This window comes from Streptomyces sp. NPDC008139 (genome assembly GCF_042957025.1).
Classification (GTDB): domain Bacteria; phylum Actinomycetota; class Actinomycetes; order Streptomycetales; family Streptomycetaceae; genus Actinacidiphila.
Map to the genome: position 1 here is coordinate 84033 of NZ_JBIBHM010000007.1, position 20371 is coordinate 104403.

At 71.8% G+C, this 20371-nt stretch carries 15 protein-coding genes; 8 read left to right on the plus strand and 7 right to left on the minus strand.

Annotation, left to right across the window (positions count from 1 at the left end; translation table 11 throughout):
• Positions 1–124: 124 nt before the first annotated feature.
• The 4 genes from ACFZBB_RS16180 to ACFZBB_RS16195 form a co-directional block, all read right to left on the minus strand.
• Positions 125–4018 carry a multifunctional oxoglutarate decarboxylase/oxoglutarate dehydrogenase thiamine pyrophosphate-binding subunit/dihydrolipoyllysine-residue succinyltransferase subunit gene (locus ACFZBB_RS16180; protein ID WP_391122450.1) on the minus strand — a complete coding sequence of 1298 codons (3894 nt, stop codon included), beginning with the start codon at positions 4016–4018 and terminating at the stop codon, positions 125–127.
• A gap of 248 nt (positions 4019–4266) precedes the next feature.
• Complete coding sequence (locus ACFZBB_RS16185; RefSeq protein ID WP_391122454.1) at positions 4267–5358, minus strand: ATP-binding protein; 1092 nt, start codon at positions 5356–5358, stop codon at positions 4267–4269.
• Positions 5355–6068 carry a response regulator gene (locus ACFZBB_RS16190; RefSeq protein WP_391122457.1) on the minus strand — a complete coding sequence of 238 codons (714 nt, stop codon included), beginning with the start codon at positions 6066–6068 and terminating at the stop codon, positions 5355–5357. The genes ACFZBB_RS16185 and ACFZBB_RS16190 overlap by 4 nt, the downstream gene beginning before the upstream one ends.
• Positions 6069–6128: 60 nt before the next feature.
• Positions 6129–6863 (minus strand): spermidine synthase, encoded by a 735-nt coding sequence (locus tag ACFZBB_RS16195; RefSeq protein ID WP_391122460.1) that lies wholly within the window; start codon positions 6861–6863, stop codon positions 6129–6131.
• Between the two features lie 146 nt (positions 6864–7009).
• Between ACFZBB_RS16195 and ACFZBB_RS16200 the strand changes: the two genes are divergently transcribed.
• A complete protein-coding gene (locus tag ACFZBB_RS16200; protein ID WP_391122463.1) occupies positions 7010–7960 on the plus strand; it encodes a class I SAM-dependent methyltransferase in 951 nt (316 codons plus the stop codon).
• 199 nt (positions 7961–8159) lie between these two features.
• Positions 8160–10634, plus strand: coding sequence for an endopeptidase La (gene lon / locus ACFZBB_RS16205; protein WP_391122466.1), 2475 nt, complete (start codon positions 8160–8162; stop codon positions 10632–10634).
• A 118-nt stretch (positions 10635–10752) separates the two neighbouring features.
• Here lon and ACFZBB_RS16210 read toward each other — a convergent pair whose 3' ends face one another.
• Positions 10753–11625 (minus strand): GH25 family lysozyme, encoded by an 873-nt coding sequence (locus ACFZBB_RS16210; RefSeq protein WP_391122469.1) that lies wholly within the window; start codon positions 11623–11625, stop codon positions 10753–10755.
• A gap of 239 nt (positions 11626–11864) precedes the next feature.
• Here ACFZBB_RS16210 and ACFZBB_RS16215 point away from each other — a divergent pair, with 239 nt between their 5' ends.
• Entirely contained in the window at positions 11865–12278 is a 414-nt protein-coding gene (locus ACFZBB_RS16215; RefSeq protein WP_355344462.1) for a MarR family transcriptional regulator, read from the plus strand.
• Positions 12279–12292: 14 nt separating this feature from the next.
• On the opposite strand, the gene ACFZBB_RS16220 is transcribed toward ACFZBB_RS16215, so the two are convergent.
• Positions 12293–13051, minus strand: coding sequence for a hypothetical protein (locus ACFZBB_RS16220; RefSeq protein WP_391122472.1), 759 nt, complete (start codon positions 13049–13051; stop codon positions 12293–12295).
• Positions 13052–13522: 471 nt separating this feature from the next.
• Between ACFZBB_RS16220 and ACFZBB_RS16225 the strand changes: the two genes are divergently transcribed.
• The 5 genes from ACFZBB_RS16225 to ACFZBB_RS16245 are packed head-to-tail and all read left to right on the plus strand — an operon-like array spanning position 13523 to position 18784.
• Positions 13523–15979, plus strand: coding sequence for a nitrate- and nitrite sensing domain-containing protein (locus tag ACFZBB_RS16225; protein ID WP_391122475.1), 2457 nt, complete (start codon positions 13523–13525; stop codon positions 15977–15979).
• A 26-nt stretch (positions 15980–16005) separates the two neighbouring features.
• Positions 16006–16494, plus strand: a complete 489-nt coding sequence (locus tag ACFZBB_RS16230) for a roadblock/LC7 domain-containing protein (RefSeq protein WP_391122478.1) — start codon at positions 16006–16008, stop codon at positions 16492–16494.
• The gene (locus tag ACFZBB_RS16235; protein ID WP_188281760.1) at positions 16494–16886 is read left to right on the plus strand and encodes a DUF742 domain-containing protein; all 393 of its coding nucleotides are present in this window, start codon (positions 16494–16496) and stop codon (positions 16884–16886) included. Before ACFZBB_RS16230 ends, ACFZBB_RS16235 begins: the two co-directional genes overlap by 1 nt.
• Positions 16867–17475, plus strand: coding sequence for an ATP/GTP-binding protein (locus ACFZBB_RS16240; protein ID WP_391122481.1), 609 nt, complete (start codon positions 16867–16869; stop codon positions 17473–17475). The genes ACFZBB_RS16235 and ACFZBB_RS16240 overlap by 20 nt, the downstream gene beginning before the upstream one ends.
• A gap of 52 nt (positions 17476–17527) precedes the next feature.
• Positions 17528–18784 (plus strand): styrene monooxygenase/indole monooxygenase family protein, encoded by a 1257-nt coding sequence (locus tag ACFZBB_RS16245; RefSeq protein WP_391122484.1) that lies wholly within the window; start codon positions 17528–17530, stop codon positions 18782–18784.
• A gap of 26 nt (positions 18785–18810) precedes the next feature.
• Here ACFZBB_RS16245 and ACFZBB_RS16250 read toward each other — a convergent pair whose 3' ends face one another.
• Positions 18811–20169 (minus strand): NlpC/P60 family protein, encoded by a 1359-nt coding sequence (locus ACFZBB_RS16250; RefSeq protein WP_391122487.1) that lies wholly within the window; start codon positions 20167–20169, stop codon positions 18811–18813.
• Between the last annotated feature and the right edge of the window lie 202 nt (positions 20170–20371).

Below are 20371 nucleotides of genomic sequence, written 5' to 3' on the forward strand. Positions count from 1 at the left end.
CCCGCCCCCACCCGGGCCAGCCCCCCCACCCCGCGGGCCCCCCCCCCCCCCCCCCCCCCGGGGGGGGGCCCCCCCCCCCGGGGGGGGGGGGGGGGCCCCCCGGCCGTTCGCGACGAGCGGGAGGTCAGATCGAGAAGACCTCTTCGATCAACTGCTGCTGCTGCTCCTGGTGCCGCTTGGCGGAGCCCACCGCGGGCGAGGACGACGCCGGGCGGGACACCCGGCGGAGCCGGTCCGCGTTGTCGGGGGCCGCGCCGAGCAGCAGGTCCAGGTGGTCGATCAGGTTGAGCGCGATGAACGGCCACGCGCCCTGGTTCGCGGGCTCGTCCTGCGCCCACACGAACTTCTGCGCCTTGGTGTACGGCGCGATGGCCGCCTGGATCTCCACACCCGGCAGCGGGTACAGCCGCTCGATGCGGATGAAGGCCACGTCGGTCGCCCCGCGCCGCTCCCGCTCGGCGATCAGGTCGTAGTAGACCTTGCCGGAGCAGAAGACGACCTTGCGGACCGCCTCGGGCTGCACCGAGGTGTCGCCCATCACCGGCTGGAACTGCCCGGTGGTGAAGTCCTCGGCCTTCGACGCCGCCGCCTTCAGCCGGAGCATCGACTTCGGGGTGAAGACGATCAGCGGCTTGTGGTGCGGGTTGTGCACCTGCCAGCGCAGCAGGTGGAAGTAGTTGGCCGGGGTGGTCGGGGTGGCGACCGTCATGTTGTTCTGCGCGCAGAGCTGGAGGAAGCGCTCGATCCGGGCCGAGGAGTGGTCCGGGCCCTGGCCCTCGTAGCCGTGCGGCAGCAGCAGGGTGACGCCGGACGTCTGGCCCCACTTCTGCTCGGCCGCGGTGATGTACTCGTCCACCACGGTCTGGGCGCCGTTGACGAAGTCGCCGAACTGCGCCTCCCACAGCACCAGCGCCTCGGGCCTGGCCAGCGAGTAGCCGTACTCGAAGCCCATCGCCGCGTACTCGCTGAGCAGCGAGTCGTAGACGTTGTAACGGGCCTGGTCCTCGGACAGGTACAGCAGCGGGGTGAAGTCCTCGCCGGTCTCCCGGTCGATCAGCACCGCGTGCCGCTGGCCGAAGGTGCCGCGCCGCGAGTCCTGGCCCGCGAGCCGGACCGGCGTGCCCTCCAGGAGCAGCGAACCGATCGCCAGCGTCTCGCCCATGCCCCAGTCGATCGTGCCGTCCTCGACCATCGCCGCGCGGCGCTGGAGCTGCGGCAGGAGCCGCGGGTGGACGGTGACGTGCTCGGGGATGTTGACCTGCGACTCGGCGATCCGCTTGACGACCTCGGCGGAGACCGCCGTGGGCATCGCGACCGGGAACTCCGGCTGCACGGGCGTCTCGTGGCTCGCGGGCGGCGCGGACGCCGCCTCGCGGACCTCGGTGAAGACCTTCTCCAACTGCCCCTGGTAGTCCTGGAGCGCCTGCTCCGCCTCTTCCAGGGTGATGTCGCCGCGGCCGATCAGCGACTCGGTGTAGAGCTTGCGCACCGAGCGCTTCTTGTCGATCAGGTCGTACATCAGCGGCTGGGTGAACGCCGGGTTGTCCGACTCGTTGTGCCCGCGGCGGCGGTAGCAGATCAGGTCGATCACGACGTCCTTGTTGAACGCCTGCCGGAACTCGAAGGCCAGCCGCGCCACGCGGACCACGGCCTCCGGGTCGTCGCCGTTGACGTGGAAGATCGGCGCCTCGATCATCCGGGCCACGTCGGTGCAGTACATCGACGAGCGCGCGGACTCCGGGGCGGCGGTGAAGCCGACCTGGTTGTTGATCACCACGTGCACGGTGCCGCCGGTGCGGTAGCCGCGCAGTTGCGACATGTTGAGCGTCTCCGCGACGACACCCTGGCCCGCGAAGGCCGCGTCGCCGTGCAGCGCGATCGGCAGCACCGTGAAGTCGGTGCCCGCCTTGTTGATGATGTCCTGCTTGGCGCGGGCGATGCCCTCGATGACCGGGTCGACCGTCTCCAGGTGCGAGGGGTTCGCGGCCAGCGAGACGGTGATCTGCTCGCCGTCGAGACCGGTGAAGGTGCCCTCGGCGCCCAGGTGGTACTTCACGTCGCCGGAGCCGTGCATCGACTTCGGGTCGAGGTTGCCCTCGAACTCGCGGAAGATCTGCGCGTACGACTTGCCGACGATGTTCGCCAGCACATTGAGCCGCCCGCGGTGGGCCATACCGATCACGGCCTCGTCCAGCCGCGACTCGGCCGCCGCGTCGATGACCGCGTCGAGCAGCGGGATGACGGACTCGCCGCCCTCCAGCGAGAAGCGCTTCTGGCCGACGTACTTCGTCTGGAGGAAGGTCTCGAACGCCTCGGCCGCGTTGAGCCTGCGCAGGATGCGGAGCTGCTCCTCGCGCTCGGGCTTGGCGTGCGGGCGCTCGATCCGGTCCTGGATCCACTTGCGCTGCTTGGGGTCCTGGATGTGCATGAACTCGACGCCGACGGTGCGGCAGTACGAGTCGCGCAGCACCCCGAGGATGTCGCGCAGCTTCATCAGTGACTTCCCCGCGAAGCCACCGACCGCGAACTCGCGCTCCAGGTCCCACAGGGTCAGTCCGTGCTCCAGCACGTCCAGGTCGGGGTGCTTGCGCTGGCGGTACTCCAGCGGGTCGGTGTCGGCCATGACGTGGCCGCGGACCCGGTAGGAGTGGATCAGCTCGAAGACCCGCGCGGCCTTGGTGACGTCGTCGTCGTGCGCGGTGTCGATGTCGGTGCGCCAGCGGACCGGCTCGTACGGGATGCGCAGCGCGGCGAAGATGTCGTCGAAGAAGTCGTTCTCGCCGAGCAGGAGCTGGTTCATGATCCGCAGGAACTCGCCGGAGGCGGCGCCCTGGATCACCCGGTGGTCGTACGTGCTGGTCAGCGTCATGACCTTGGAGATGCCCAGCTTGTTCAGGGTGTCCTGCGAGGTGCCCTGGAACTCGGCCGGGTAGTCCATCGAGCCGACGCCGAGGATCATGCTCTGGCCGGGCATCAGCCGCGGCACGGAGTGCACGGTGCCCAGGCCGCCGGGGTTGGTCAGCGAGGCGGTGACGCCGGTGAAGTCGTCCATCGTCAGCTTGCCGTTGCGGGCGCGGCGGACGATGTCCTCGTAGGCCTGCCAGAACTCGAAGAAGTTCAGCGTCTCGGCCTTCTTGATGGCCGCGACGACGAGCTGGCGGTCGCCGTTGGGCTTCACCAGGTCGATGGCCAGACCCAGGTTGACGTGGTCGGGCTTGACCAGCGTCGGCTTGCCGTCCTTCTCCGCGAAGGAGTGGTTCATCGCCGGCATCGCCTTGAGCGCCTGCACCATCGCGTACCCGATCAGGTGCGTGAAGGAGACCTTGCCGCCGCGGGCGCGCTTGAGGTGGTTGTTGATGACGATGCGGTTGTCGAACAGCAGCTTCACCGGGATGGCGCGGACCGAGGTGGCGGTCGGCAGCTCCAGCGAGGCGTTCATGTTCTTGGCGACCGCGGCGGCTGGGCCGCGCAGCGTCACGTACTCGGTGCCCTGGGGCTCCGGCGTGGGGGCGGCCTGCCGGGGCGCCGCCTGCTTCGGGGCGGGCGCGGGCGCGGGAGCGGCCGGAGCCGCCGGAGCCTGGGCCGCGGGCGCCGGGACGGGCGCGGGGGCCGCCGCGGGCGCCACGGGGGCGGCAGGCGCGGCGGGGGAGGCCACGGGGGTGCCGTTGGCGACCGGCTGCGCGGGAGCGGGAGGGGCGGCGGACGCCGGGGCGTCCGTCGCCGCGGGGACCGGCTGCGCGGCGCCTACGGCGCTGCCCTCGTCGGGGGACGTCGCGCGAGCGGCGGCGCCGGAGGCGCCGCCCTGGCCGGGGGCGGCCGCCGAATCGGCGGAGCCGTCCGGCTTGTAGTCGGCGAAGAAGTCCCACCAGGCTCGGTCTACCGAGTCCCGATCCTGGAGGTACTGCTGGTAGATCTCATCGACCAGCCACTCATTGGGGCCGAAGCCCACTGCGGGGCCTTCGCCCTGCGCTTCGTGGTCGGTCGAGACACTAGAGCTATTGGGGGACTGTGACGACACGGCGGCAACCGCCCTCTTCCGCTTCACAAGATGGTGGACAGCGGAAATAAAGGCTACGCCTACTGGAGGGGTCGATGCAGGCCCGGGGCCCTTACGTCGCGCATGTCACACCCGAAGACTGGTTTCAGTGCTGTTCCTGGCGGGAAATTGATCCCTCTTGGGGGTCGTTCGATCGGCCGCGCTCGCACGGCGTCGGTGCGGCGGAGGGCGGCTGGGGGCAGCCGCGAGCGGCTTGCCCCAACTTTAGGTCAAGGTTGCGCCGTGGAGACACCCGGAAGGGTGACGTGGATCCGGCAGCCACGAGGGGATTCGGCCACTTCTATCCGCCCGCCGTGCAGGTCCACCGCCCAGCGCGCGATGGCCAGACCGAGCCCCGTACCGCCGTCGCCGCCCGGATGCGCGCCGCGGTGGAAGCGGTCGAAGACGCGGGTGCGGTCGGCCTCGGGGATGCCGGGCCCCTCGTCGCGCACGTCCAGGTCGAGGCTGCCGGGCGCGCTGCCGCGCCTGGCCCGTACCGTCACCCGGCCGCCCGGCGGGCTGTGCTTGACCGCGTTGTCGACCAGGTTGGCCACCACCTGGTGCAGCCGCTCGCCGTCGGCGTAGGCCGTCAGTTCCGGGGGTGACACGTCCAGGTGCAGGTGGACGTCGGCGCGCGGCCGGGAGCGGGAGCCGGTCGCGGAGGAGCCCTCCATGCCCAGGCTCGCGGTGCGCAGCACCGCCGACAGGTACGGCCACACCTCGAAGCGCTTGGCCTCCAGCCGGACCGCGCCGCTGTCCAGCCGCGAGAGGTCCAGCAACTGGGTGACCAGCTTGCCGAGCCGTTCGGTCTGCTGGAGCGCCAGCCGCATGGTCTCGGGGTCGGCGGCCGACACCCCGTCCACCACGTTCTCCAGCACGGCCCGCAGCGCGGCGATGGGGGTGCGCAGCTCGTGCGAGACATTCGCCACGAGTTCCTTGCGGTGCCGGTCGACGGCGGCCAGATCGGCCGCCATCTGGTTGAAGGTCTCGGCCAGCTCGCCGACCTCGTCCCTGCGCACCCGCGCCACCCGGCGGCTGTAGTCGCCGCCCGCCATCGCCTTCGCGACGGCCGTCATCTCGCGCAGCGGCGCGGTCAGGCCGTTGGCGACGATCTGGGTCAGCAGCAGCGAGGCGATGATCGAGAAGATCGTGATGACCCGCAGCTCGGTCGCCGAGTGGATGGCGACGATCACCAGCAGGGTGGTGATCAGCACCGAGATGATCACCAGGAGCTGGAGCGCGGCCTTGATGGAGCGGTACGGGTCCCAGGGCCGCAACGCGTCCCACACGCGCCGCCACAGCCGGCGCCACCACCGGGTCATGGCGCCGGGGTCTCCAGCGCGTACCCGACGCCGTGCACGGTACGGATGCGCTCGGCGCCGATCTTGCGGCGCAGCGCCTTGACGTGGCTGTCGACGGTCCTGGTGCCCGACGCGTCCGCCCAGTCCCACACCTCGGCGAGCAACTGCTCGCGGGAGAGCACCGCGCGCGGCTGCTGCGCCAGGCAGACCAGCAGCTCGAACTCGGTCGGGGTCAGGTGCACGTCGGCGCCCCTGACCCGGACCCGGCGCTGCGCGTGGTCGATCTCCAGGTCGCCGAGCTGCATGCTGGCGCCGCGCGGGTCGTGCGCGGCGATCGAGGCCCGCTCGACCCGGCGCAGCAGGACGTGCACGCGTGCGGCCAGCTCGCGCATCGAGAACGGCTTGGTCATGTAGTCGTCGGCGCCGACGCCGAGCCCGACCAGCATGTCCGTCTCGTCGTCGCGCGCGGTGAGCATCAGCACCGGCACCGGCCGGTCGGCCTGCACCCGGCGGCAGACCTCCAGGCCGTCGTAGCCGGGCAGCATGACATCGAGAACCAGCAGGTCGGGCTGCCAGGTGTGCGCGGACTCCACCGCGGAGGGGCCGTCCCCCGCCGTCCGTACCTGGAATCCCTCGGCCTGCAGCCTGGCCGCGATGGCCTCCGTGATGGTCCGGTCGTCCTCGACCACCAGCACCCGGCGCTGCGTGCCCGTCGTCTGCGCGCTGTCCAATTCCGCCCCACAAGGTCGTCCTGGTTACGGGGGAGCCTACGGGGCAGGTGGGCGCCGTGACTACGCGGCGTTGATCGCCAGGTGCACGACATCCGGAACCCCACGCGTCACTTCCACCTCCAGAGTGCGTACTCCGGAGAAGCCCGCGGCCCGCAGCGCGTCCTCGAAACCGGCCGACGGGCTCGCCGACCACACGGCAAGGACGCCGCCGGCCGTCAGCCGGTTCCGGCAGGCCGCGAGGCCCGCGGGGCCGTACAGACCGCCGTTGTCGTCGGTGACCGTCCAGTCCGGGCCGTTGTCGATGTCCAGGCAGAGCGCGTCGTACCGCTCGCCGGGCTCCGCCACGTACGCCACCAGGTCCCGCTCGACCACGGTCACCCGCGGGTCGTCCAGCGCGCCCGCGGAGAACGGCGCGAGCCGCCCGTCGCGGTGCCAGCCGACGACTGCGGACTCGCGTTCGACGACGGTGATCCGGGACCAGCGCGCCTGCGCGGCGGCGCGCGCGAGGGAGAAGCCGACGCCGAGGCCGCCGATGAGCACCGAGCGGCCGGGCCGGTCCGCGCTATTCGCCGGTTCTCCGTCCAGGTATTCCAGTGCCGCGTCGATAAGAAGGCGCTCGGACCGCCCGTCGGAGGTGTCCATGAGGAAACACCCGTTCGCGATGATCTGGAGCAGGTCGCCGTGCCGTCGCAGCACCACCTCCCCGTACGGGCCTTCCTGCCGGTCGAGCACCACGGGAGCGGTGTGGTCGAGGGCGCGGGTTCCGCTGTAGGAGGATGGGTGTTGGAGGGTCATACGGCCAGTTTGGCGTATGCCGCACGAGGTCATGACCTTATGTCGGCCACCTTTCCATCGGGCGTTAACTTCTCGGTCGTGAGAACTTCATTTCCTCTGCATCGGGGCATGACCTGGGCGGCGAACCGGCGGCGTAAATTCCGCGCATGTCCTCCCTTCTGAAGAATCGACTGACCAGGCGGGTGCTCGCCCCCGCTGCCGCACTGGTCGACCGTCGCGTGCAGAGCTCCGCCTCCAAGCTCCGCAAGGAGATCGAGAGCGACCGCAGGTCCCAGGTCGCCGATCTCGACTCGATGCGCAAGAAGGTCGCGGAACTGGGCGACCAGCAGTTCGCGATCGGTCTGCTCTTCGACAAGACCGGGCGCAGCGGTCCCCGGCTGCCCACCCCGGCCCGGATCGACACCCTGGTGCGGGAGATGGTCGCCGTCTCCGGCCGCGACGAGGCCGACGCGCGGCGCAATGTGACCATCGCCTTCCGCAACGTGATCGCGCTCGAAGCCCTGGCCGTCGGCCGCCTGGCCGGTTCCACCTACAACATCTGCGGGAAGCTCGCCACGGTCCCGCTGCTCGACCCGCCCAACGAGGACGTGCTGGAGATCGGCACGTTGCACGGCCTGTTCTCCGCCGCGCTGATGCGGATGCTGCATCGGGCCGGTGTCGAGGCGCGGCTGACCATCGTCGACCCGCTGGCCGGGACGCAGCTCCAGCCCGGCGCCCGGCCGGTCGGCGAGCCCACCGGCACGCCGGTGCGGATGGACGTGGTGCGGGCGAATCTGGCGCTCGGCGGCAAGGCCGGGGAGCGGGCCAGGATCGAGCAGGGCTTCTCCGGCGACCCGGACACCCAGGCCGCGGTCTCCGACCGGAAGTACGGCGTGATCATCGTCGACGGCGACCACTCGGCCGAGGGCGTCATGGCCGACCTGGAGTGGGCCGAGAAGATCGCGGCGCCCGGCGGCATCGTGGTGCTCGACGACTACGGGGACGCCGCCTGGACCGGTGTCCAGGAGGCGGCGGACAAGTACCTGGAGACCGGGGAGTCCCGGTTCGAGATGCTGGGCCGGGTCTCCACCTCGGCCTTCCTGCGCGCCAGGAGCTGACCGGGGGAGCTGCCGGGATCGCCGGGAGCGGGTTCGTGGGGGTCGGGATCGGCCAGGTCGGGGATCGGCGGGAGCGGGATCGCCCAGGTCAGGATCGCCGAGGTCGGGGATCGCTGAGAGCGAACGCGCTCCGGGGAACATTCGAAGTGCCCCAGGCATTGAGTCGACATAGCTCAACTTGATTGCCGAAGGGGAGATCATGGCTTCGACGCCCACAACGCTCACTCTGCCCGTGCTGCCCCTGTCCGACGAGGTCGTCCTGCCCGGCATGGTCGTGCCGGTCGACCTGTCGGACACGGAGGCGCGGGCCGCGGTGGAAGCCGCGCACGCCGCCGCCGGATCCGGCGGCCTCGCCGGTGACAGCGGCGACAACAAGCCGAAGGTGCTGCTCGTTCCCCGCGTGGACGGGACCTACGCGGGGATCGGGGTGCTCGGCACCGTCGAGCAGGTCGGCCGGCTGTCCGACGGCGACCCCGGCGCCGTGATCCGGGGCCGCTCACGCGTGCGGATCGGGGCCGGTACGACCGGGCCCGGCGCCGCTTTGTGGGTGGAGGGCACGCCGGTGGAGGAACCGGCGCCCGCGGAGTCGCCCGGCACGGTCGCCGAGCTGATGAAGGAGTACAAGGCGCTGGCCACGAGCTGGCTGCGCAAGCGCGGCGCCTGGCAGGTGGTGGACCGGGTCCAGCAGATCGACGACCTGTCCCAGCTCGCCGACAATTCCGGCTACTCCCCTTACCTCACCACCGAGCAGCGCGTGGAGCTGCTGGAGACCCTCGACCCGATGGCCCGGCTCAAGCTCGCCGTCCAGTGGCTGCGCGACCACCTCGCCGAGCAGGACGTGGCCGAGAGCCTGCGCAAGGACGTGCAGGAGGGCATGGAGAAGCAGCAGCGCGAGTTCCTGCTGCGCCAGCAGCTCGAAGCGGTCCGCAAGGAACTGGCGGAGCTCAACGGCGACCCGGAGAACGAGAGCGAGGACTACCGCGCCCGCGTCGAGGCCGCAGAGCTGCCGGAGAAGGTCCGCGAGGCCGCCCTGAAGGAGGTCGAGAAGCTGGAGCGCTCCTCGGACGCCTCCCCCGAGGGTTCCTGGATCCGTACCTGGCTGGACACCGTCCTGGAACTGCCGTGGAGCACCACCACCGAGGACACCTACGACGTCCCGGGCGCCCGCGCGGTGCTGGACGCCGACCACTCGGGCCTGGACGACGTCAAGGAACGCATCACCGAGTACCTGGCCGTGCGCAAGCGGCGCGCGGACCGCGGCCTCGGTGTCGTCGGCGGGCAGGCGGACGGCGCTTCCGGCAAGAGCGGCGGCGGGCGACGGGCGGGCGGCGCGGTGCTGGCCCTGGTCGGGCCGCCCGGAGTCGGCAAGACCTCGCTCGGCGAATCCGTCGCGCGCGCCATGGGCCGCACCTTCGTCCGGGTGTCGCTGGGCGGCGTCCGCGACGAGGCGGAGATCCGCGGCCACCGGCGTACGTACGTCGGCGCGCTGCCCGGCCGGATCGTGCGGGCCATCAAGGAGGCCGGGTCGATGAACCCGGTGGTGCTGCTCGACGAGATCGACAAGGTCGGCTCCGACTACCGGGGCGACCCGGCGGCGGCGCTGCTCGAAGTCCTCGACCCGGCGCAGAACCACACGTTCAGGGACCACTACCTGGAGGTCGAACTCGACCTGTCCGACGTGGTGTTCCTGGCCACCGCCAACGTCCTGGAGACCATCCCCGAGCCGCTGCTCGACCGGATGGAGCTGGTCAGGCTCGACGGCTACACCGAGGACGAGAAGGTCGTCATCGCCCGCGACCACCTGCTCCCACGCCAGTTGGAGCGGGCGGGCCTGGCCGAGGACGAGGTGGCGCTGGAGGAGGAGACGCTGCGCAGGCTGGCGGGCGAGTACACCCGCGAGGCGGGCGTCCGCAATCTGGAGCGCACCGTCGCCCGGATCCTGCGCAAGATCGCGGCGCGGCACGAACTGGGCGACCAGGAACTGCCGTTCACCGTCGGCCCCGACGACCTGCGGGCGCTGATCGGACGGCCGCACCACGTACCGGAGTCCGCGCAGGACCCGGAGGAGCGGCGCACGGCGGTGCCGGGCGTGGCCACCGGGCTCGCGGTGACCGGCGCGGGCGGTGACGTCCTCTACATCGAGGCGTCGCTGGCCGACCCGGAGACCGGCGGATCGGGACTCCAGCTCACCGGCCAACTGGGCGACGTCATGAAGGAGTCGGCGCAGATCGCGCTGTCCTTCCTGCGGTCGCACGGCGCGGAGCTGGAACTGCCGGTCGGTGACCTCAAGGAGCGCGGAGTCCACCTGCACGTGCCCGCGGGCGCGGTGCCGAAGGACGGGCCGAGCGCCGGTGTCACCATGACCACCGCGCTGGCGTCGCTGCTCAGCGGGCGCCGGGTCCGTACCGACGTCGCCATGACCGGCGAAGTGTCCCTGACCGGACGGGTGCTGCCGATCGGCGGCGTCAAGCAGAAGCTGCTGGCCGCGCACCGCGCCGGGATCACGACCATCGTCATCCCGAAGCGGAACGAGGCGGACCTGGACGACGTCCCGGCCGAGATCCTGTCGGCCCTCGACGTCCACCCGGTCAGTGACGTCCGCCAAGTCCTGGCGCTGGCGCTGGAGTCGGCCTCCGCCGAGGCCGCCGAGGCGGAGGTGCCGCTGGCCGCCTGACGGCCTCCGGCCGTGGTCCGGTTGAAGGCCGTGGTCCGGCCCTGAAGACGCGAGTTCCCCGCACCCCTTTGGACGAGGGCGCGGGGAACTCGCGCGTGCGGGAGCCGCTGCGAGGTGATCAGCCCAGGGCGAGGGCCTGGAGACGGGACAGGTCTCCGTTGAAGCGGTCCTGGTCACCGGGGAAGGTGCCGGAGTCGCCGTACTGCCAGAAGGTGTAGAAGCCGTAGCCCGCGGGCAGGGTGCCGACCGTGCTGGTGTACTTCGCGATCCAGATCGGGCTGGTGGTGGCGAAGCCGCTGTTGTTCCCGGTGCAGGTGTTCCACCAGTCGAAGGTGGTGTAGATGACCGGGTAGACACCCTCACGCGCGTAGTACTGGTTGGCGAAGGCGTGGATCCAGCTCACCATGCTGGCCTGGCTCAGGCCGTAGCAGGTCGCGCCGTAGGGGTTGTACTCGATGTCCAGCGCGCCCGGCAGCGTCTTGCCGTCGCCGGACCAGCCGCCGCCGTGGGCGATGAAGTAGTCGGCCTGCGCGGCGCCGCCGGAGGTGTCGGGGGTGGCGAAGTGGTACGAGCCGCGGATCATGCCCACGTTGTACGACCCGTTGTACTGCTGCGCGAAGTACGGGTTGGTGTACGACGTGCTCTCCGTCGCCTTGACGTAGGCGAACTTGCCGCCGTTCGCCCACGCGGTGGCCCAGTTGACGTTCCCCTGGTAGCCGGAGACGTCCATGCCGAGCGTCTGCGTCGCCATCGGGGTGACGGTCCCGGCGGACGACGACGAGGAGGCGCTGGAGCCCTCGTGCGCCTTGATGGTGGAGCCCATCCAGTCGAGTTCGGGGTGCGTGATGTGCCCCGTGCTGCTCGCCGCGCTGGCGGAGCCGGGCATGACGAACACCATCGCGAGCATGGTGACGAACAGACCGGCCAGCAGGCCGAGCCTCTTCCGGACCGAGCCGGGGCCGTGCACGACGGAGAGATCTCCGTGGGACATTCGTGCCTCCATGGTGGGGACTCGGCATGGCCTTGCAGTGGCCATGACAGGTTTGAAGGTAGAGGCGCGACTCCGGGCGTGAAAGGGGGTCAGGAAACCGCCGATGGTCTACTCCTGCGAAATACTTGACGTGCTGCGGAAACAACCGTGAGTGAAGGAAACTTTCAGGCGTTGAAAGTGGGAACGGTGTGAACGAGGCGAGACAAGCGGCGGAAGTGGCCGGATCCGACGACAGCGACATGGACGCGCTGGAGCGCGAACTGACCGTGCTGTTCCGGCGCGCCCGCGCCACCTCGGGCGACCTCGCCCGGGCCGTCCACCCGGAGCTGGAACCCGCCGCGTACGGCCTGCTGGTCCGGCTGGAGGAGACGGAACCCGAGCGCGCCACCGAACTCGCGGCGTACTTCGGGGTCGGAAAGGCCACCATGAGCCGCCAGTTGCGGGCCATGGAGGAACTGGGCCTGGTCACCCGCGAGCCCGACCCCGCCGACGGCCGCGCCTTCCTGATGCGCCTGACCGCCGAGGGCCGCGAGCGCTTCTCGCGCGTCCGCACCGCCCGCCGCGAGCGCTACCTGCGCCAGCTCATGGCCTGGGACCGCACGGACGTCGCGGAGCTGGCCCGCCTGCTCCAGCGCCTGAACAACGAGGAGTAGCGCGCCCGGCGGGGCTACAGCTCCACCAGGACCGCTGTCGCGTCGTCGTGGCGCTTTCCGTCGGGGGACTCCTCGGCGGCCTCGCGGGCGCGCACGCGAGCGATCAGGGCCTCGGGGCCCGCCTTGCGGAGCAGGGTGAGGACATCGGGCCAGGCGTCGTCGCCGAAGACCTCGACGGTACGGGCGGCGCCGTCGGTGAGCGCGGCCAGCGCGCGGACCCGTGAGCGCGGGGTGCGGCCGGTGACGGCCCGCGAGACGACCGCGGGATCGGCGGCGGCGGTGAAGAAACCGCCCTCCAGATTGCGCAGCGGCCCGACCCGTACGCCCGCGGCGCGCAGCCGGTCGATCCGGTCGTCCAGCACCGCGGTCACCTCGCCGTCCGGCGACTCCAGCAGCAGCGCCGAGTCCGACAGCACCAGGTGCTCGACGTACTCCTCGTCCCAGCGGACGGCGACCACCGTGGCCTGCGGGGTGAGCGGGTGAGAAAGATCACAGGTGTCACGGTGTGCTGCGGCCGTTCTGCCGATCGCGGCGGACAGAGCGTCGGGAAGCGTCATCTCCGGCCGGGAAACGGACAGTTCGAGCAGCGCGCCGCCGAGCCGGGCGGTGAACCACGGCACCGAGTGCGCACAGTCTCCGTTGTCCGGCGGCGGCGTCACCCCGTCCAGCAGGACCACGGTGCCGCCCTGCCCGGAAGCGGGCAGGGCCACGGAGATGAAGTCCTCGTTCGGACGGTCGGGGGTGCCGGGCGCGGTGGCCGTCTCGATGCGCATGGGGCCAGTGTGCGGGACCCGCGGGTACGGACGGCGGCCCGCGGGTGTCCCGGCGGCGGCCGGACGGCGGCTTCCCGGCACCCAGCGCGGCGGCCCGGCGTTCGAAACCGCGCCCCCGCGGACGGCCCCATTGGTACGGACCGGGGCGCGCGGGCATATGCGCGCGGGCATCCTGCCAAAGGTCGCAGCACGGCGCCAGTGCCGTCCACGCCGGGCGAAGTGTCCCCGCGCGCGCCGGACTTGTCGGTCAACTCCTCGTTGCGATTCACTCGTTCGAGTGTCCGGGGGAGCGACGCGTGGCACCTGTCCGGGCGGGGCTGCAAGGGTCGGAGGGACTTCTGCATATTCCCCGGGGACACTCCCGGGCCCGCCGGCGATACGTGATTGCGAGCACCGAAGTTGCGTGAACGACGTCAACCGCGAGAGCGGAGGGTCCGGCAGCGTCTGCTCGCCGCCCTGCTCGTCTGCGCCGTGACCGTCCTGGCCGCCGCCGCTCCAGGCGTCGCCCTCGCGGTCCGCGACCTGTCGCGGGCCCAGGACCGGGCCGACGCGGCCCAGCTCACCACCCGCGCCACCGTGCTCGCCCACTCCCTCGCCGACGAGCGCGACGACCTCGCCGCCTTCGCCGCCGACGGCCGTGACGCGGCCAGGGGCGACGGCCTGCCGGAGGACAGCCGCTCCCGCGTCGACCGCCAGGTCCAGGACGTCTCCGCCGACGCCCCCGCCGGCCTGCGGACCGCGCTCGCCGCGCTGCCCCGCATCCGGCAGGGCGCCCTCGGCGGCGACGGCGGCCCGCAGAGCGTCATCAGCGCCTACCAGCCGCTGCTCGACGCCCTCGGCAGGACCGCGGGCCCGGTCACCGCGCCGCTGACCCGCGCCGTCACCGCCGCCGCCGTCCAGCGCGGCCTGCTGGTCGCCGCGCTCACTGCGGGCGGCACCCAGCCGGAGCTGACCGCCGCGGCCCAGGTCGCCCACGTCCAGGAACAGGCCGCGCTCGCCGAATTCCGCGCCACCGCCCCCGCCGACCTGCGCGGCCAGTACGACCAGACCGTCACCGGCGCCGACACCGCGCAGGCCGACCGCGACCTCGCCCAGCTCCTCGACGGCGGGCAACTCACCCGCTCCGACCGGGCGCTGGGCGCCACGCCGGTCAACGCGGCGCTGACCGCCAGGATCGGCCTGATGCGTACGGTCGAGGCGTCCGCCGCCACCGACGAGGCCCGCGCCGCCGCCCACGACCGCGACGACGACGTCACCGCGCTGGAGCTGAGGGCCGCGCTCGCCGCGCTCTGCCTGCTGCTCGTGGTGGGCGTCCTCGTCACCGTCTTCCGCAGCCTCACCCGCCCGCTGGCCGCGCTGCACCGCTGGTCCCGCGCCGACGCCGAGAGCGGCCAGGGCGCCGAGGTGACCGGCACCGACGAATTCGCCGCCGTCGCCCGCCGGGCCAACGCGCTGACGCAGGAGGCCCAGGCGCTGCGCTCGCGCTCCGCCGACCTGGCCGCCGACCGCATCCGCGCGCTCGGCGTGCACGGTGCGCTCTCCGCCGAGCGGGACACGCTGCTGCGCCGCCAGGACGAACTGACCCGGCAGCTCGCCGCCGCCACCACGCAGGGCGCCGCGCAGCTCACCTACGTCAACCTCAGCCTGCGCACCCTCGGCCTGGTGGAGCGTCAACTCACCCTGATCGAGGGCCTGGAGGACCAGGAGCAGGAGCCGGACCGGCTGGAGACCCTGTTCAAGCTGGACCACCTCGCCACCCGCATGCGGCGCAACAGCGAGAATCTGCTGGTCCTCACCGGCACCGAGCACAGCCACGGCGCCGCCGCCCGCCCGGTCCCGCTGGTCGACGTGGCACGCGCCGCGATCTCCGAGATCGAGCGGTACGAGCGGGTACGCATCCAGGTGCTCGCCGTCGCCCGGATCGCGGGCCGCGCCGCCGACGACATCAGCCACCTGCTGGCCGAACTCCTCGACAACGCCACCTCCTTCTCCGCCCCGCACGCCGAAGTGCACCTGTCCGGCTGGCTGCTGGAGAGCGGCGAAGTCATGCTGTCGGTCGAGGACGCGGGCATCGGCGTACCGCCGGAACGCCTCGGCGAGCTCAACGCGGTACTCGCCGACCCCGACCCGGCCCCGCCCGGCACGGTCTCCGGCATGGGCCTGTACGTGGTCTCCCGGCTCGCCCACCGGCACGGCGTGCGGGTGCAGTTGCGTCCGCAGAAGCTCGGCGGCACCGCCGCCGTCGTCGTGCTGCCGCGGGTTCTGCTCCCGGCCGCGCAGCCGGACGAGCAGCCCACCACGCCGGTGGAGGCCGCGCTGGCGGGCGAGCCGATGCCCGCGGCCACGACGCCGACCGGCACCGGGGCCGACGCCCCGTCAGCCCCGGAACCGGCCGCCGAAGCCGCCTCCGCCGCACCGGAGTTCGGCCGGGCGTCCGCGCCCGCCGCCGACCCGGTCGTACCGCGGCAGACCGAGCACGCACGCCCGGCTCCCGACGGCGGGACCGCGCCAGGACAGGGCGCCTCCCGGCCCAGGCACCGTAGGGTGTCCGCAGCCGACACGCCTGCCGCGCCCGTCGGCGGCGGCCTCACCGGCAAGGGGCTGCCGCAGCGGACCCCGCGCAGCACCGGTCTGACCGGAGAGCCCGCGACGCGCGAGCCGCAGCGCGGGGGACCGGTCGACGCCGAGGCGCTGCGGCGCAAACTGGGCGGTCTGCAAAGGGGATTGCAGGCCGGACGGCGGGACGTCGAGGAGGAGATCACCAGCGGATCAGGACCGGTTGCCGGGGCAGGAGTGGTGATACCGGAGCAGGGAGCCGGAGCGGGACCGGGAGCGGTGGAGGGCACCGCGGTCACGACCACGGACGTGCGAGGGGACGACCAGGGGGACGCAGGCCCAGCCGAAACCGTTGAGGAGGCGACCCGTTGAACGCGGTCGGCACGCAAACGAAGGACTTGAGTCATGAGGCGCGCAATCTCCAGTGGCTGTTGCAGAGCTTCGTCGAGGAGGTGCACGGCGTCCGCTCGGTCGCCGTGGTCTCCTCCGACGGCCTGCTGCTGATCACCTCGCACGCCGAGGCCGACGCGTCGCCGCCCCCCGCGCCGCCGGCCGACGAGGACCCGGCGGTCCCCGCGCCGCGGAAGAACCCCGCGGGGGACCGCGGCGACCTCGCCGCCGTCGTGTCGGGCCTGGCCTCCCTCACCGTCGGCGCGGCGAAGCTGATGGACGGCGGCAAGGTCCGGCAGACCACCGTCGCGATGAGCGACGGCGCGGTGTTCGTGATGTCGATCAGCGACGGCTCGCTGCTGGGCGTGCACGCGGGCGCCGACTGCGACATGAGCGTCATCGCTTACCACATGGCCCTGTTCGTCGGACGGGCCGGACACGTCCTGACCCCCGCACTGCGCAGTGAGCTGCGCCACGCCCTGGAGAGTGCCCGCTGATGCCGTCGCTGCCCCAACGCGGAGCCGACCGGCGCACCGCGCGCGTACGCCCGTACGCTTTGACCGGCGGTCGCACGCGGTTCGGCCATGTGCTCATGGTCGAGACGTTCGTGGCCACCGTTGACGGTCCGGGCGAACAACTCGCCCTCACCAGGGGCGACTGGGCCGAGCGCGTGATGCCCGAACTGCGGGCGATCGTCGAACTGTGCCGCAGAATGCGGTCGGTGGCCGAGATCTCCGCACTCCTGCGGATGCCGCTCGGCGTCGTCCGTGTCCTGATCAGTGACCTGGCGGACCAGGGAAGGATCCGCGTGTACGGGACCGGGCACGGGCCCGGCAGCCCCGACCGCGCGCTGCTCGAAAGGGTGCTCAGTGGACTTCGCAGGCTCTGACCAGCAGGACGGCCTGCAAGAGTGGCAGAAGGAACGCGGCAGGGCGCCGGTCTCCACGAAGATCGTGGTGGCGGGCGGCTTCGGCGTGGGCAAGACCACCTTCGTCGGCGCCGTCTCCGAGATCGCACCGCTCACCACCGAGGCGGTGATGACCCAGGCCAGCGAGGCCGTCGACGACCTCGCCGCCACTCCCGACAAGACCACCACCACGGTGGCCATGGACTTCGGCCGGATCACCCTGGACCAGGACCTGGTGCTGTACGTCTTCGGCACGCCGGGACAGCAGCGCTTCTGGTTCATGTGGGACGACCTCGTGCGCGGCGCGATAGGCGCGGTCGTGCTCGCCGACACCCGCCGACTGGCCGACTGCTTCCCGGCGTTGGACTACTTCGAGGGCACCGGTCTGCCCTACACGGTCGCCGTCAACCAGTTCGAGGGCACGGCGCAGTACACCCCGGACGACGTCCGTGAGGCACTGGCCGTACCCACCCACATCCCCGTATTGATGATCGACGCTCGCAAGCGGTATTCAGTGGTGGAGGCGCTGCTGGCGCTGGTCGGGCACGCGCTGTCCGAACAGCCCATGTAGTGGCCGCAGTTGCCGCCGTCCTACGAAGACCATCGACCTGAAGCGAGCCGTTGTGCGCAAGATACTCATCGTCGGAGCCGGGCAGGCCGGGCTCCAACTCGCCCTGGGCCTCCAGTCCCAGGGCTATGACGTCACCGTGATGTCCAACCGGACCGCCGACGAGATACGCGGCGGCCGGGTGATGTCCACCCAGTGCATGTTCGCCACCGCGCTCCAGCACGAACGCGACCTCGGGCTGAACTTCTGGGAGGACCAGGCGCCGCGCATCGAGGGACTGGGTGTCTCCGTCTCCGCGCCCGACGCCTCACGGCCGATCGACTGGGTGGGCAGGCTGCGCGGTCACGCGCAGTCCGTCGACCAGCGGGTGAAGATGGCCGGCTGGATGGAGACCTTCGCCGAGCGCGGCGGCAAGCTCGTCATCCACGGTGTGGCCGTATCGGATCTGGACTACTTCTCCCGCGCCTACGACCTGGTGCTGGTGGCCGCGGGCAAGGGCGAGATCGTCTCCATGTTCCGCCGGGACGCCGCCCGTTCGCCCTACGACGCCCCGCAGCGGGCGCTCGCGGTGTCGTATGTGCACGGCCTCGGGCCGCGCCCCGAGCACCCCGACTTCCTCGCGGTGCGCTGCAATCTGGTGCCGGGCGTCGGCGAGTTGTTCGTGATGCCGACGCTGACCACCTCGGGCCCGGCCGACATACTCTTCTGGGAGGGCGTGCCCGGCGGCCCGGTCGACGTCTTCCAGGGCGTCAAGGACCCCGCGGAGCAACTCCGCCTCACACTCGACCTGATGCGCCGCTTCACGCCGTGGGAGTACGACCGGGCGGGCTCGGTCGAGCTGACCGACGCGGGCGGCACGCTCGCCGGGCGGTACGCGCCGACCGTGCGCGAGCCGGTCGGTGAACTGCCTTCGGGCGGGCTGGTTTTGGGCGTCGCGGACGTCGTGGTGGCCAACGACCCGATCACCGGCCAGGGTTCCAACAACGCCGCCAAATGCGCGGCCTCGTATCTGGCGAGCATCGTCGAGCGCGGCGAGCTGCCCTTCGACCGCGCGTGGATGCAGAGCGCCTTCGACCGCTACTGGAACCACGCGGCGCCGGTCACCAAGTGGACCAACGCGATGCTCGCGCCGCCGCCGGAGCACGTCCTCGGCCTGATCGGCGCGGCGGGCGGGCTCCAGCCGGTCGCCGACCGCTTCGCCAACGGCTTCGACGACCCGGCCGACTACGAGGAGTGGTTCTTCGACCCGGAGCGGGCCGGGGCGTATCTCGCCGAGGCGCAGGCCGCGGCGGGCGCCGGGACCTCCGCGTAGGCGTCGGACCCGGCTCCCGCGGGCGGCTAGCTCGCGCCCCCGCTCTCGGTGGCGGAGGGCGTGGGCGTCGGGCCGCCGGACGGGGTGTCCGAGGGCGTCGGCGTCGGGGTGGTCTTCGGCGGCGGCGTGCTCTCGCCCGGGGTCGGCCGGGTGACGGGACCCGAGGAGTGCGGCGGCGGCGTGGCCGGCGCGGTGCCGGTCGACCCGCCGGAGGTCCTGGGCTTGGGCGCCGGGGGCGTCACCTGCGGGCTGAACGGCGTCGGCTGCTCGGCCTGCTTGGGGATCTTCGGCAGGGTGTAGTCCCCGGCCGGGGCGCTGCCGAGGTCCGGGCGGACGGCGCCCAGTATCGGGTTGGCGGCGATCGGCGAGACCTTCACCACCGAGCCGGGGCGCGGCGCCTGGACCACCAGGCCGTTGCCGATGTAGATCGCCACATGGGTGGCGCCGGAGAAGTAGATCACCAGATCGCCGGGGCGCAGCAGTTCGAGCGGCACGTGCGGGAGCCGCGCCCACTGCTCCTGGCTGGTGCGCGGGATGGTCACCCCGGCGTGCGACCACGCCTGCGAGGTCAGCCCCGAGCAGTCGAAGGAGTCCGGCCCCTGCGCGCCCCACACATACGGCTTGCCGAGCTGCATGAAGGCGTAGCTGATGGCCCGCTTTCCCGCGTCGGACGGCAGGCGCTTGTCGGCGTCGGAACCCAGCGCCTTGGAGTCGAGGAAGTCCTGCTGCGCCTTGTTGACGCCCTTTTCCTCCAGCGACTGCAATTCGCTGATCTGCACGCCGGTGAGCCCGGCCAGTATCGACTCGACCTCCTGGAGGCGCTTTTCCACCGTGTTCTTCTGCGCCTGCTGGACGGCCAGCGCGGACTGCGCCTTGTCCAGCGCCTGCTGCGCCTGGGTGTTCAGCTCGTTCAGCCGCTGCTCACCGCTGGTCAGCTCGGCCAGTACGTCCTGCTGGTGGTCGGCGGCCCGGTCCAGGACGTGCCGCTGCCCGAAGAAATCCTGCGGGGTCTGACCGGTCAGCATCGACAGGTACGGCGACACGCTGCCGTCCTTGTACATCTGGCGGGCGATCAGACCCACCTCGTCGCGCTTGTCCGCGACCGAGACCCGCTGGTCGGCGAGTTGTGAGTCGACCTGGTCGGCCTGGGCGCGCTGCCGGTCGGCGGTCTCCTTGGCCTTGTTGAACGACTCGGTCGCCGTCTCCGTCTGCGCGTAGAGGGTCTGGAGCCTGGTCAGCAGATCGGGCAGTGAGACCTCCGCCGCGGGCGGTGGGTCGTAGGGTCGCGCCGCCGCCTGCTGGGCCGGCAGAGCGAGTGCCGCGGCGGCGAGCAGAGTGCCGCAGACCGCGGCCGAACGCAGCCACCTCCTGGTACCTCGGGCCACTGACTACCCCTCATCTCCCGTAACCGGTCAGTAACACGCTACGCGATCCGCATCCTGCCACGAATTGTCATATGTTCGACAGAGGGAATAGGCGATTCCGCGCAACCCGGTCACTCTCACAGGTGATCTTCGCCGTGCGATCACCTTCCGGACATAAAAAGCGTACGGCCCGGTCACCGCCCTCGGCGGCCGGGCCGTACGC